The sequence below is a fragment of the Desulfosoma sp. genome (genome assembly GCF_052743555.1).
The window spans coordinates 43,968-57,648 of the sequence record NZ_JBRAHS010000002.1 but is presented as its reverse complement, the minus strand read 5'-3'; the positions used below and the strand labels follow the sequence as shown (position 1 = coordinate 57,648).

General features: G+C 57.5%; 12 protein-coding genes. 5 read left to right on the top strand and 7 right to left on the bottom strand.

The genetic code is table 11. The annotated features are described in order from the left end of the window. The first annotated feature begins 211 nt into the window (after nucleotides 1-211). Genes ACUVSA_RS01745 through ahbD form a run of 4 tightly spaced genes read left to right on the top strand, consistent with a single transcriptional unit; the run spans nucleotide 212 to nucleotide 5,371 of the window. A complete protein-coding gene (locus ACUVSA_RS01745) occupies nucleotides 212-2,005 on the top strand; it encodes an AAA family ATPase (RefSeq protein ID WP_445893559.1) in 1,794 nt (597 codons plus the stop codon). Next, nucleotides 2,002-3,192 carry a 12,18-didecarboxysiroheme deacetylase gene (gene ahbC / locus ACUVSA_RS01740; protein ID WP_445890704.1) on the top strand — a complete coding sequence of 397 codons (1,191 nt, stop codon included), beginning with the start codon at nucleotides 2,002-2,004 and terminating at the stop codon, nucleotides 3,190-3,192. The genes ACUVSA_RS01745 and ahbC overlap by 4 nt, the downstream gene beginning before the upstream one ends. An 18-nt stretch (nucleotides 3,193-3,210) precedes the next feature. Then, on the top strand, nucleotides 3,211-4,185 hold the full coding sequence (gene hemB, locus ACUVSA_RS01735) for a porphobilinogen synthase (RefSeq protein ID WP_445893558.1): 975 nt from the start codon (nucleotides 3,211-3,213) through the stop codon (nucleotides 4,183-4,185). Nucleotides 4,186-4,198: 13 nt separating this feature from the next. Next, nucleotides 4,199-5,371 carry a heme b synthase gene (gene ahbD / locus ACUVSA_RS01730; RefSeq protein WP_445890706.1) on the top strand — a complete coding sequence of 391 codons (1,173 nt, stop codon included), beginning with the start codon at nucleotides 4,199-4,201 and terminating at the stop codon, nucleotides 5,369-5,371. Here ahbD and ACUVSA_RS01725 read toward each other — a convergent pair. Genes ACUVSA_RS01725 through ACUVSA_RS01710 form a run of 4 tightly spaced genes read right to left on the bottom strand, consistent with a single transcriptional unit; the run spans nucleotide 5,365 to nucleotide 8,995 of the window. Further along, entirely contained in the window at nucleotides 5,365-6,132 is a 768-nt protein-coding gene (locus ACUVSA_RS01725; protein ID WP_445890707.1) for an OS_HP3 family (seleno)protein, read from the bottom strand. The genes ahbD and ACUVSA_RS01725 overlap by 7 nt on opposite strands. Nucleotides 6,133-6,141: 9 nt before the next feature. Further along, nucleotides 6,142-6,501, bottom strand: a complete 360-nt coding sequence (locus ACUVSA_RS01720; RefSeq protein ID WP_445893557.1) for a hypothetical protein — start codon at nucleotides 6,499-6,501, stop codon at nucleotides 6,142-6,144. A 13-nt stretch (nucleotides 6,502-6,514) separates the two neighbouring features. Continuing rightward, nucleotides 6,515-7,654 (bottom strand): divergent polysaccharide deacetylase family protein, encoded by a 1,140-nt coding sequence (locus tag ACUVSA_RS01715; RefSeq protein WP_445893556.1) that lies wholly within the window; start codon nucleotides 7,652-7,654, stop codon nucleotides 6,515-6,517. A gap of 21 nt (nucleotides 7,655-7,675) precedes the next feature. Beyond that, nucleotides 7,676-8,995 carry a S41 family peptidase gene (locus tag ACUVSA_RS01710; protein ID WP_445893555.1) on the bottom strand — a complete coding sequence of 440 codons (1,320 nt, stop codon included), beginning with the start codon at nucleotides 8,993-8,995 and terminating at the stop codon, nucleotides 7,676-7,678. Between the two features lie 250 nt (nucleotides 8,996-9,245). Here ACUVSA_RS01710 and ACUVSA_RS01705 point away from each other — a divergent pair, with 250 nt between their 5' ends. Then, nucleotides 9,246-9,800: a hypothetical protein gene (locus ACUVSA_RS01705; protein ID WP_445890711.1), complete on the top strand. Its 555-nt coding sequence runs from the start codon at nucleotides 9,246-9,248 to the stop codon at nucleotides 9,798-9,800. A 143-nt stretch (nucleotides 9,801-9,943) separates the two neighbouring features. Here the strand turns inward: ACUVSA_RS01705 and ACUVSA_RS01700 are convergent, their stop codons facing one another. From ACUVSA_RS01700 to ACUVSA_RS01690, 3 genes are all read right to left on the bottom strand, one after another. Beyond that, nucleotides 9,944-10,630, bottom strand: a complete 687-nt coding sequence (locus ACUVSA_RS01700) for an MBL fold metallo-hydrolase (protein ID WP_445893554.1) — start codon at nucleotides 10,628-10,630, stop codon at nucleotides 9,944-9,946. A 200-nt stretch (nucleotides 10,631-10,830) separates the two neighbouring features. Then, nucleotides 10,831-11,754, bottom strand: coding sequence for a hypothetical protein (locus tag ACUVSA_RS01695; RefSeq protein ID WP_445890713.1), 924 nt, complete (start codon nucleotides 11,752-11,754; stop codon nucleotides 10,831-10,833). Next, on the bottom strand, nucleotides 11,754-13,676 hold the full coding sequence (locus ACUVSA_RS01690; RefSeq protein WP_445893553.1) for a GNAT family N-acetyltransferase: 1,923 nt from the start codon (nucleotides 13,674-13,676) through the stop codon (nucleotides 11,754-11,756). The genes ACUVSA_RS01695 and ACUVSA_RS01690 overlap by 1 nt, the downstream gene beginning before the upstream one ends. Between the last annotated feature and the right edge of the window lie 5 nt (nucleotides 13,677-13,681).

Genomic DNA, 13,681 nt, shown 5'->3' with positions numbered 1-13,681 from the left:
TTAGGGCTTTCGCCATAATAAAACGGCACTCTCTTAGCCATCGCTGGGCCTTTGCAAAACACGATCGGTCGGGCTCGGCGAAAGGGCCTCGGACCGCTTTGTCCTGATGGCTTCGCACCGTTTCTTGAAAAAGCGCCCTCGGCAGCTTATCATCAAGGGGTGTCGCGACATGAAACCGATCATACAGACAACGCGTAAGGTTAGGGGCTCTATGAGTGACCAGTGTCAAAAGTTTCCCGATCAAGAAGAACTGGAAAGAGAACTCAGCGAATTCCTTTCCAAAAAATATGGACGTCCGGTCCGGGTTATTTCACCTTTGATGGTGGCCCAGCCCAAGGGAGCCGAATCCAAGAAGTCACCCTCGGACTCCGTGCGCAAGATCCAGTTTGACATGAAACCCGAGGAGTTGGAAGCCTACCTGGACCAATATGTGGTTAAGCAAGACCAGGCCAAGGCCATTCTGGCGACCAAGATCTGTACCCACTATCATCGCATCAAGTGGCGCATGGAACGAGGCGACCGTCACGCCCAATCCATCGGGCGCATTAAGAACAACATTATCTTGATGGGACCCACCGGGGTGGGCAAGACCTACCTTGTCAAGCTCATCGCCCAAAAGATCGGCGTTCCCTTCGTCAAGGGAGACGCCACCAAGTTCAGTGAAACGGGATATGTGGGCGGGGATGTGGAAGATCTGGTGCGAGACCTGGTGCGAGCCGCCGATGACGACGTGGAACTGGCCCAATACGGCATCATTTACATCGATGAGATTGACAAAATCGCCTCTTCGTCGCACCTCATCGGGCCTGACGTGTCGCGAACCGGTGTGCAGCGCGCCTTGCTCAAACCCATGGAAGAAACGGACGTGGATTTGCGCGTGCCCCACGATCCCGTCTCGCAACTGCAGGCCATCGAACAATACCGCCGAACCGGCAAGCGGGATAAACAAACGATCAATACCAAAAACATTCTGTTCATCGTCAGCGGCGCCTTCAACGGTCTCGCCGACATCGTCAAAAAGCGCATTCAGCAACAGGGTGTGGGGTTCAAGGCGGCTGTTCATAGCCGCACAGACGACCACAAGTTCCTGCAGTACGTCAAGGCCGAAGATCTCATGCAATACGGATTTGAAAGCGAGTTTGTGGGGCGCCTTCCCGTCATCGCCGTCCTGGAACCTTTGGAAGTGGAGGATCTCTACCACATTCTCAAGAATCCCAACAGCCCGGTGATTCAAGCCAAGAAAGAGGATTTTCGGTGCTACGGCATCGACCTCAAGTTTCAAGATGAAGCCCTGTGGACCCTGGCGCAAATGGCCTATGAGGAAAAGACGGGGGCACGTGGATTGGTCCGTGTCATCGAACGGGTGCTCATGGGATTTGAAAAACGCTTACCTTCCACCTCCATTCGGCATCTGGTGGTGACCAAAGAGCTGGTCCTGCACCCACACGAAACCCTGGAGGCCCTTCTCAAGGATCCGGAATCGCCGCAGCAACGGGAACTCTACGATCGCATGGTTCGTGAAGAAAAGGACGCCGTGCGCCAGCAGGTGCTCAGGAAAAAGAAACACTACGTGCACAACTACCCCTTTGTGTTTACGCCGGGACGTCTGGAACTCCTGGTGGAACAGCATGTCAAGACCGGGGAGCCCATCGAAGGATTGTTTGACGTCTTGATCACGCTCTACAACCAGATCAAGGTCTTTGAAGAAGAATTCCACGAACAGCACGGATTTAAAATCCATTTTGACGACCATGCCATCACGGGCATCATGTTCAAGGCCTTGGCGGAAGACAAAACGGCCACGGCTGTGTGCCGGGACATTTCGCGGGACTACGATTATGCGTTTCGGCTGGTGGCCGAAAGGAGTGGGCAGATTCAGTTCATTTTGCCCAAAGGCGCCGTGGACACTCCGGAAGCCTACCTGGATGAGCTCATACGAGACACATACCGCAAGCACCCTTTGTCCTCGGAGGCTGTGCCCCCGCAGAAAGGATCACCGGCATGATCGGCATCTCCAAACTCTACTGCGGCACCGTGGAACCCTCGGACGCTCTGCGCTACGGTCGCCGCAGCGGAAAACTTCCTTCCCATCTTTTACAATTTTCCCTGGACAAGAAACCCGTCGTGGTTTGGAACATGACCCGTCGGTGTAACCTCAAATGCGTCCACTGCTACGCTCAGGCCCTGGATCGGTCTTTTCCCGATGAGCTGACCACGGCCGAAGGAAAGCTTTTGCTGGACGACTTGGCGGCCTTTGGGTGCCCTGTGGTCCTGTTCTCAGGCGGAGAACCGCTCATGAGACCGGACCTCGTGGAGTTGGCGGCCTATGCCGTACAAAAAGGGATGCGCGCCGTCATCTCCACCAACGGCACCCTGATTACACCCCGCATGGCTCAAGAATTGAAATGCATTGGGCTTTCCTACGTGGGCATCAGCCTGGACGGCATGGAATCGGTCAACGACCGGTTTCGAGGGGTCAAGGGCGCGTTTCACAAAGCCTTGGATGGCATTGCGGCATGCCGGGAAGCGGGGATCAAGGTGGGATTGCGTTTCACCATGAATCGGCGAAATGCGGCGGAAATTCCTGCCATCTTTGATCTTCTGGAATCCCAAGATATTCCCAGGGTCTGCTTTTATCATCTGGTCTATGCCGGCCGCGGCTCTAAGCTCATGGAAGACGATCTTTCCCATGAAGAAACGCGCCGCGCGGTGGATCTCATCATTGACCGCACGGCCGATCTGCATCGGCGCGGAAAACCCAAGGAAGTGCTTACAGTGGACAACCACGCCGACGGCCCTTATGTGTACCTGCGCCTGCTACGCGAAGGGTCACCTCGAGCACCGGATGTGCTCACACTTCTGGAAATGAACGAAGGGAACAATTCCGGCCGCGGTATCGGGTGTGTGAGCTGGAACGGGGAGGTCCATGCGGATCAGTTCTGGCGGCATTATTCCTTTGGCAATGTGCGACAGCGGCCCTTCAGCGCCATTTGGACCGATCTGTCCAATCCCCTCATGGCTCGGCTCAAAGAAAAAAAACGCTACGTCACCGGACGGTGCGCTCAATGCCGATGGTTGTCCGTATGCGGCGGCAATTTTCGCGTGCGCGCCGAAGCGGCCACAGGGGATCTTTGGGCTCCGGATCCCGCCTGCTATCTGACGGACGAAGAAATCGGCCTGGCATCCGCTTGAGGCAAGGGGGTTGCACACATGTGGTTTCCGGAATACCGACCGAGGCGGCTGAGACGCACGGAAAACTTGCGGCGTTTGGTTCGGGAAACGCGGCTGAGCCCGGACCTGTTCATTTATCCATTGTTCGTGCGCAGCGGCCGGGGTCTTCGACAGGCCGTGCCGTCCATGCCCGGGGTCTTTCAATGGTCGCGGGACACAGTGGTTCAGGAGGCCAAAGAGGTTCACGGGCTGGGCATTCCCGCCGTGATCCTTTTTGGATTGCCGGAACAGAAGGACGAGACAGGATCCGAAGCCTATGCCCCCAACGGCGTGGTGCAGGAAGCGGTGCGAGCCATCAAAGACGCCTGTCCGGATCTGGTGGTCGTCACCGATGTGTGCCTTTGTGAATACACAAGCCACGGCCATTGCGGTGTGCTGCACGGTCAAGAAGTGGACAACGACCCCACGCTCGGCCTTCTCGCCCGTATCGCCGTCTCCCATGCGCAGGCCGGAGCCGACATGGTGGCCCCATCGGACATGATGGACGGCCGCGTGGGAGCCATTCGGGAAAGCCTGGATGAGGAAGGTTTTCACCACACGGCCATCATGGCCTATTCGGCCAAGTACTGTTCCGCCTTTTATGGCCCGTTTCGAGAGGCGGCCGATTCGGCGCCCCAATTCGGCGATCGGCGCTCCTACCAGATGGATCCACCCAACGCTCGCGAAGCGCTTCGGGAAATCCATCTGGACATCGAGGAAGGAGCCGACATCGTCATGGTCAAACCAGCCTTGGCTTATCTGGACATCATTCGGCGGGTGAAGGAGGAGTTCGACTGGCCCGTGGCCGCCTATAACGTGAGTGGGGAATATTCCATGATCAAGGCCGCCGCTGCTAACGGCTGGCTGGACGAAGGACGAGTCATGCTGGAGGTGCTCACTGCCATTCACAGGGCCGGAGCGGACCAGATCATCACCTATTTCGCCAAAGATGCCGCCAGACTGTTGGCCTCCTAAGAAAGGGCTTTTCATGGATCGCTCTTCAGCTCATGCCCCCTCCAGCGCACCTCATGGCACCACACCTCCTCACGCAAAAGGCCATGCATGGACTCTGCGCCTCGTGGCCTGGGAAGTGACCCGCAGCTGCAACCTTTCTTGTGTGCACTGCCGCGCCGCGGCCATGGACAGGCCCTATGCCGATGAACTCACCACGGAAGAAGGACTTCGCCTTTTGGAGGCCATCGCCACCTTGGGGTCGCCCATTGTCATTCTTACCGGCGGCGAACCCCTGCTCCGGCCGGATATCTTTGACCTGGCCGCCCATGGGCACGCCAAGGGTCTGCGCATGACCATGGCCCTCAACGGCACACTGGTGACCCTTGAGGCGGCCCGCCGCATGAAAGAGGTGGGGATTCAGCGAATCAGCATCAGCCTGGATGGGGCGAATGCGGCCAGCCACGACGCCTTTCGCCAAGTCCCGGGGGCTTTTGAAGGTGCCTTGATGGGAATCCGCCATGCCAAGGCAGCGGATCTTCCCTTTCAGATCAACACCACCATCACGGCATCCAACCTCAAAGAACTGCCCCGCATTCAGGAACTGGCCGTGAAACTCGGTGCCATGGCGCATCACATCTTTCTTCTCGTTCCCGTGGGGCGCGGAAAAACCCTGCAAGAACAATCCATCAATGCGGAACAATATGAACAAACACTGCACTGGTTCTACGAACAACGCGACAAGGTGCCCTTGCAGCTCAAGGCCACCTGCGCCCCCCACTACTACCGTATTCTTCGACAACGGGCTCGTCAGGAAGGCCGCTCCGTGGATAGGCAGACCTTCGGCCTGGACGCCATGACGCGCGGCTGCTTGGGCGGCACGGGCTTTTGCTTCATATCCCACGTGGGGGACGTTCAACCCTGCGGGTATTTGGAAGTGAACTGCGGCAATGTTCGGGAGGAAAGCTTTCCGAAAATCTGGGAAAATTCCAAGGTGTTTCAGCGGCTTCGCAACTTCAGGGCCTTGGAAGGAAAATGCGGTCGCTGTGAATATGTGCGCGTGTGCGGTGGCTGTCGAGCTCGAGCCTATGAAGCCACCGGCGACTACATGGCCGAAGAGCCCCTCTGCCTTTACAAACCCAAAGCGCCGATTCCGAACACCGCTGGAAGCCGAGAGCGCGCGTGTGAAAAGGCCGACGATTCTTACTGATGCACCACAACCACTTGAACCTCAAGGCGGTCTTCTGGGCGAAGGTCCGTTTGGACTTTTAAGGCCGTGAGCTTTCGAGTTCCCAGTGGCACGGCCTCCAACTTGGCCGCCACATCCAACACATACGCGGATAAACCCTCCTGAGGCTTTGCCGTCACCTCCAAGAGTTGCGCGTCGTAATCCAACTTGGTGATGCGAAAAGCCGTCCCGCCATGGTGCACCACCAGCACGCGGCCCACGCGGATCTCCGGGGTTCCTGAGGTTTTTCCCACCAAAAGGCTTGTGGGGCGAATCCCAATGGGGCCCTCCACCATGCCTCGCACGGAAAGGAGCACCTCAGGCTTTTGGGGGTGATCGGTCAGCAGACGCACATACCCGGAATAACTCCCCTGTTCGGCCAGATTTTCAAGGACCACTCGGTACCGCTTGCCCTCCGCCAGGGTTTCCACTCGAGTGCGCACTACCTTTTCCAAGCCGTTTTCCACACGCACGATGTGCATCGGGCCCTTTGAACTCTCCAGTTCCACTGCCTGAGGCTTGATCTGCGCCGCCGGCCCTCGAAACACCACTGTATCCCCAGGGCGCACATCGATCAAAGGAACCACCTTGGCGCTCAAGGCAAGAGAAACCCTCGGGTTTTGGGGATCGTTACAATACACCGTAGCACCCTTGGTGACCTTTCCCCGATATCCCGCAAGATTGACCGATAATGTGATTTTTCCCTCTCCACCTGGAGGGATCAGCCGGTCGAAACGGGCCACGCTGCAGCCTCACCCCGGGAGAACCTGTTCGATGGTCAAAGGCGCCGAGCCGGTGTTGCGCACCACAAAGTCGTGAGAGATAGCGCCGTTTTCCATCACATCACCGGCATCCGCCACTGGATTTTCAACGGCGATTCGAGGACCATACTGTTCCTTGGCGGCCTCGGCCGCCAAAGGACCGGAAGCGGCCGACGCCGTGACGGCTTGCCACATCAGAAAAACGGCGGCCAGAATCCACCCACGGCATTTTATTGAAAAAAACCGCGCTGCCAGACGCCCCTGGCCGCCCAGGCCCGCCTTACCACACCTTCGGCCATTTCCCGTGGGTTCAGCCGCCTTGTGCACGATGCCCGAGCGTTGTGTTTTCATGACTTCCTTTCCCTTAAGACACCCCGGACTCGGCGCTGTTTTTTCCCGAAGATTCTTCCAGGAGCTTCTTCAAGGGCACCACCTCAATGCCTTCCTTGGCAAAGCTGTCCGCCTCCTCCTGCAACACCCTTAAAGTGACGGGATGTGGATGGCCGATGGCCACGGCCTGCCCTTGCAGCTTGGCGCGTCGAATGAGTTCGGCAATCTGGCGGCGCACAAAGCCCTCCGTCGGTTCATGATCCAGAAAAATATCCCGCTGGGTGCAGGGAATCCCCAGCTCTCGAGCCACCGATAAGGCCGCGCTGCGCCCGCTGGTGTAACTGTCCAGAAAGTAAAAATCCTTGGACTTCAAATGCTGCAGCACAATCCTCATGGCCTCGAGGTCCTCGGTGAACTTGGACCCCATGTGATTGTTGACGCCGCGTGCATAGGGATTTTCCCTCAAGGCCTTGTCAATTTCGGCCACCATTTGCTGCGGCGTCATGCCCACCAGCAAAGCGCCTGGACCCGGGTTCGTCTTGGGATAGTCCTGCGGTTCCATGGGCATGTGCAGCAAAACCTCGTGCCCATGGGCCGCCGCCAAAGCCGCCACTTCCCGAGTGTGCGGCAAATGGGGCAGAACGGAAAACGTCACGGGCAAAGACAGGTCAATGAATTTGCGAGCCATGGCCAGATCATAGCCGAAATCGTCAATGACTAAAGCCACGCGGCCTATGGGAGGCTTTCTCGGAACAGTGGGAGGTATCACAGGGCCGGGGGGCGCTTTCGGCACCGACGCCGCCGCTGTAGTCTCCTGCACCCTGCCATTGGGTCGAGCGGTCTGAGAAGCCTCTTCCTGGAGAGGCCGCTCCCGCATGGCGGGCTTTTTCTCCTGCGGGGTCGGCCCCTGAGAAGAGGGAAGGGAAATCGCCGCCGTTCGAGTTTCCTTGCTGCTCTTGGCGGACCGGTGAAAAGGATTGCCCTTGGTCCACAACACAAGGGTGACCAGAAGAAACAAGGCCACGATCCATACGGTCAAAAGGGGAACAGAGACGCTTTCTTTCCCCGGCTTTCGAGCGGACGATGCAGAGGCGCCCGTGCGCGGCCTTCGCCTCGATCCGATTCTCGTGCGAGGCCCCGTTGTGGATCGCCGCTTTCCCTGGGTTGCCGTCATGAGGATGCCGCTCCTTGGACGCTATTTGTAGCGCGTCTCGGCCATGATGCGGTAACTTTTCAGCAACTCCAAGGCATGGCGCACCTGATTGTCCCCCTCCAGCCATTTTTCCGTCTCCGTCGGCTGCATCTCCGGCGCCCCCTTGTCTTGATCTTCACCCTTTCCCGGCGCTTCCATGTGGCGAGGAAGATCCTTTTCTCGAAGCCGTCGGGCCGCCTCTTCGTTGCCGTTTTCCGCATTGGGCATTATGCGTTTGACCACAATGTCCGGGATGATGCCCTTGGCCTGAATGGATCGTCCATTGGGCGTGTAATACAAGGACGTGGTCAATCGCACCGCCGATCCATCGTTGAGCGGGATCACGGTCTGCACAGAACCTTTGCCAAAGGTCGGCTCACCCACCACCACCGCTCGGCGATGATCCTGCAGCGCACCCGCAACGATTTCCGACGCGCTGGCACTGCCGCCGTTCACCAAAACCACAATGGGATAGGCGTGAGGCACGGTGTTCTTAGTGGCTTCAAAGCGCATTTGCTGATTTTTATGACGACCGCCCGTGTAGACGATAAGGCCCGAGTCCAAGAACTCATCCGCCACGGCCACGGCCTGATCCAGCAAGCCCCCGGGATTGTTGCGCAGATCCAAGATTAAACCCTGCAAGGGTCTTTCCTCGGTTTCCAGCTTCTCCAACACCTTGCGCAAATCCCGCCCCGTGCCGCTTTGAAAACTGGAAATGCGCACATACCCGTAACCCTTTTCCAAATATCGGGTTCGAACACTCTGCACCGAAATGATGTCCCGCGTCAGCTCAAATTCCAGCGGCTTGCGCTGCCCTTCGCGCATGATCGTGAGCCTGACCTTTGTGCCCTTGGGACCCCGCATCTTTTGCACGGCTTCCATGAGACTCATTTCCTGGGTGGGCGCGCCATCGATTTTGATGATCTGATCGTTGGCCTGAATGCCGGCTTTGTCCGCCGGCGTTCCTTCTAGTGGCGCCACCACCGTCAGCACACCATTGCGAACGGTGATTTCAATGCCAATGCCGCCGAACTTGCCCTTGGTTTCAATTTCCAACTCCTTGTAGTCCTCCGGGCGCAGAAAGGACGAGTGGGGATCCAGTTCCCGCAACATGCCACTGATGGCCCCGTAGATGAGCTTCTGGGAGTCCACCTCTTCCACATAATGATCCTGCACCAGGTTCATGACATCGCTAAAGAGCCGAAGCTGCTCGTAAACACCCTTTTCAGCCCCCGTCGCCATGGCCCTCAACGCCATCCATCCCGCCAAGGCCACACACACGCTCATGATGACCAACTGCGCTTTTCTGCTCCCTTTTCGCATGGCTTATTCCTTCCGGCTCTCCAAATGTGATCGAGACCACCGCTCACGAGGGCCTATCAGGGCTTCTCCTCAGCCTCTGTCATTATAAAAGAAGACGGCGGATGAAGAACGTTTTTTTAGCATTGCCTATCCATTTGATATCGCTTAGAGAACGTGCTCTTCTTAGGAGATTGCTTCTCTCCTGTCAAGACGCTATAAAGATGTGCCGAGCAACGGCAGCATGGGGCATCGAAAAAAAAGAGGAGAGCTCATGGCGGAAATCAAGAGCACATTGGATATCGTTTTGGAAAAGACCAAGCATCTGGTGCTCACCCCTGAAGAACGACGCGCCATGGAGCGACGGGAACATTTGGAAAAGGTTCCCGGCATGGTGCAGCGATTTATGGATGGGACCTGGACTCTGGACCAGATGGTGGAATCCTGGAAAAACATGCCCGAGCAATACCAGGAAGAGGCGCGCCGAAGCATGATTCAAAGGCTTTTGGGCTTCTTGAACGAGGAAGCATCCCTGGAAAAATTCCTTTCCGCCTTCCATGCCTTGGCGTCTGCGGCGGACGCCCCCTTTGTGGACCGGCTGGCGCGTCTCGCCGCCGAAAATGCCGATGCCGACCGCTCATGGGACACACGACGCCATCGCCTACTGGCCCAGCTGGCCGAAAAAGGTGTTCGAGGTGACGCCGTGCACGTGACCCCCGCCCTGGATCTCCAATGGCAGGAATCCCTCCACGCTGCGGCCCACACCCTGCAAACCCTCAAGGCCCAGTGGCTCGCCGCCCTTGCCGAAACCGGTCCTGTTGCGCCTTAGAGGTCCTGGGGCCTGTCGTGGTTGCCGCTTTGCAAGGGGCAAGCCCCGCGCACGTCATGCCTTGGAACTTTTTGGTCACTGCGGGCAAGCGGTCCCTTTGATTTTCGGGGCCTTGACGTTTCTTGAAAGGCAACGAGACGGTGTCACTGCGGCCATGACGGCGACGCCTGAGGGCCGAAAAAGTATTGGCGAATGAGATAAAAATTCTCTTTCACGGCGCCGCGGCCTTCCAACACGGGTCCATGCCCCGGGCATAAGACCAGGGTCTCCAATGCCATGAGCTTTTCCAGGCTGCGGGCCAGCAAACCCGCATGCCCGCCGGGCAGGTCTACGCGCCCCACGCTCTGATAGAACACCACATCCCCGGAAAAGAGCACCCCCGGTTTCTGCCAAAAAAAACAGACCGACCCCGGCGCGTGCCCCGGCGTTTCCAGCACCTGCAAGACTTCTGCACCCAATTCCAACCGACCCTCCTTGACGAAAAAGTCCACAGGAAAGTCGGGCATCCTTTGCCCCGTCATTTGCTCCCACTGGGCTTGAAAGCTCCCCAGGAAGGCCAAGGCCTCTTCATGCAGGGCGATGAGCGCGCCCAATTCCTTGAGTTTCAGTAACCCTTCACAATGATCGGGATGGGGATGCGTGGCCAGTGCGACGTGAATGTCTTCGAGGCTGAATCCGTCCCGAACCATGCGGGCTTCCAAGTGATGCAACAGGTGGGCGTGCCCGGGATCAATGAGTATTCTTACGGGCCCGTCAATCAGGAAGCTGTTGCAGTTGTTTTCCGTGTAGCTGTCCCAAGGATAGATGTACAAGTTCTTCGGCAAAGACATGCGACGTTGACCCTCCGGTTTCCTTTTCCACGTTCAAACATTCGGCCGCTCCAAGGGCCGATCCCACCGGTTTTTTCTAGGAGGCCGTCCGAGGATGGCTTTTGGGGGCCGTTTTCGTTGCCTTCTGTAAGAGCGCCGCAAGGCGCGATCAGGCATCGCGGCGTGCGCCGCTCCTCCACAAGGTGTTCTCAGCCACGCTCCTAGACTCCGGACGCGTGCCGACGCCCTTCGCGGCCGGGCCATCGGCTGGAGTGGGCATGCCATCGAAAGGCATCGCGAAGGCACACACGCAGGTTGCTGTAGATTCCTCTTCGGCTGTTGATGAGATAAATGCTGTGGCCGATATGAAACAGCTCGTGCACCAGCCGAGACACATCCCGGTCCTCTGAAGCCTCACCGAAATCGGTGAGGGCTTCCTGGAACAAAACAGCGATCTTATCGCGCATGCGCAGTTCAGTGTCCACCAGAAACACGGCCACATCCGGCTGCAGGTCTTTCCATCGGTTCAGGAAGGCCTTCACGGCCGGCATCTCCACACCCCGCGGCGGAGACGACTTGACTTCCACGACCACCAGGCGCTGATTCAAAAGAGCGATCACGTCGTAGTCCCCTCCATGCCGCGTGCGATCCAGACGCACGTTGAACAGGGCGGGGGCCAGGAATTCCCTCTGAAAGATCTGCCACACAAACCATTCCAGGGTCGGGCCGAAACTGGGCACCGGAGGTTGAAGCCACTGCCAGCGCCACTGAGCGTCCACGCGAACAAGGCCCATCTGTTCCAGTTCCCTCAGGTAACGGCGCACTGTCGTGAGGGAACAATAGCGCATGAGGGGTTCCAAGGAGTTTTCCGGCGACGTGCGGATGAGATCCCGAAGAAACAAGCGAAAGGAATAACGGCGCAACAGTGCATAAAACCGGTCCACCGCTTCTTGGGGTGCCTGGGGCGGCACCATCACCTGAGAGGTGTCCCCATGCGTCACCACGGGAAGTCCCCTCTGGCTCAAAGCCCTCTCCACAGGGTGCACCCACCCGGCCTGGGACGCCTTAAGAGCCCAGAGCTCGTGCTGCAATCGATCCAGCCGCTCGGTCAGCTCGCGAATGGCTTCCCACTCCTTGTCCCCCATTACGATGCCACCTCGGTGAGGCACGCATTCACAGGCTTGTCGAAATGGACGCGGATTTCGTAGAAGCCTTCCATGTACGAACTATCCACAAGATATCCCAACCGTTGAAAGATGCCAAAGACCCTTTCGTTGCCCGGTCGAATGTAGGCCCGAAACTGGCGGATACCGCTTTTGACGGCGATTTCTGAAAGGTATTGAATCATAAACGAGGCGATGCCTCGCCGGCCATAGTCAGGATGCACGGCAAAATCCACTTCTGCTCCCGGAGACTCTTCGTCGGCGATGAACCGACCCACGGCGACGATTCTCTGCTCGTCCATGTGGCCCACCGCACCCACCAGGGTCATTTCCTTGTCATAGTCGATATTCACCAAGCGATGAATGTCCACCTGAGGATACACTCTCATGGTGGAGAGAAACCGAATATAGGCTTCGTCCTTGGGTAAAGAATAGAAAAACTCCCGCAGCATCCGCTCGTCCGTCGGCTTTGCCGGCCGGAAAAAGACCTCTGTGGTCTCGTCAAAGATCTGGGTGATTTCCAACTCCTCAGGATAAATCGCCTTGGCGGCTCGAATGGCGAACTGTTCTCTTTTCAGCAACTGAATGCGGTAGGCATGGCGTGTCAGTTCTTCGCGAAAATCCGGATGGGCGATCCCAATCAAAGCCAAAGCCCTTTCTCGAAGGCTCTTGCCCTGGAGCTGGGCGATACCATATTCGGTCACCACCAATTGCACACCACCTCGAGTGGTCACCACGCCACCGCCGAGGGTAAGGGTCGGCACGATGCGGGAACGACCGTCTTCCGTCAAGGATGTGAGCACCGTGATGATCTTGCCTCCCCTGGAATTTCGGGCTCCCCTCAGAAAATCCACAGCCCCCCCCACGCCGCTGTAGATCTGATAGCCCATGGAATCCGAACACACTTGGCCGGTCAGATCGACTTCCAGGGCGGAATTGACACACACCATCTTTTCGTTTTGGGAAATGACCAGGTAGTTGTTGGTGTATTCCACAGGATGCAGCGCCACCATGGGATTGTTGTGGACGAAGTCAAAGAGGGCTCGCGTGCCGATGCAAAAGCTGGCGATAATCTTTCCCGGGTGCAGCGTCTTTTTGGCGTTGGTGATGACCCCTTTTTCCACCAGATGCAGGTAGGCATCGGTGAGCATGTCCGTATGAACGCCGAGGTCTGTCTTGTCTTCCAGGGCGTAAAGAACGGCGCTGGGAATGGAGCCTACGCCGACACGGATTGTGGAGCCGTCTTCGATGAGTTTGGCCGCTTGCATACCGATAGCCGAAGCCTCAGGGGTGATGGAAGATGGAGGCATTTCCAGCAACGGCTCATCCCATGGAATCAGCACATCAATCTCATCCACAGAAATGAATGAATCGCCCAAGGTGCGTGGCATGAGGCTATTGACTTGCGCGATGACCATCTTGGCGTTTTCTGCAGCCGCCTTCACGATGTCCACGGAAATACCCAGTGAACAGAAACCATGCTTGTCCGGGGGAGACACCTGAATGAGGGCCACATCAATGGGAAGTGCTCCACTGCGAAACAATTCCGGGACATCCCCCAGATTGATGGGCGTGTAGTCGGCGCGCCCTTCCGCCACGGCCTTACGGGAAGCGGCCGCCACAAAGAACGATTTCAGACGGCACTTGTCGTGGTAGCTTTCTTCCAGGAAGGTGTGGGTACCCAAACTGAGAATATGAAGAACTTCAATGTCCGCCAGTTTGGGCAAGGTTTCCTCCAAAGCCCGAACAAGGTGCTGCGGTTCCCCGCAGGCCGACCCAATGAAAATTCTTTGACCTCTTTTTAGGGCTCGAAAAGCCTGGCGCGTGTCGTTGACCTTCTTCGGCCATCGTTCCCGCCAATCCTTGGCGCCCGAATCCACCATATGGTTCAGTGTGTCGTTCATGGGCT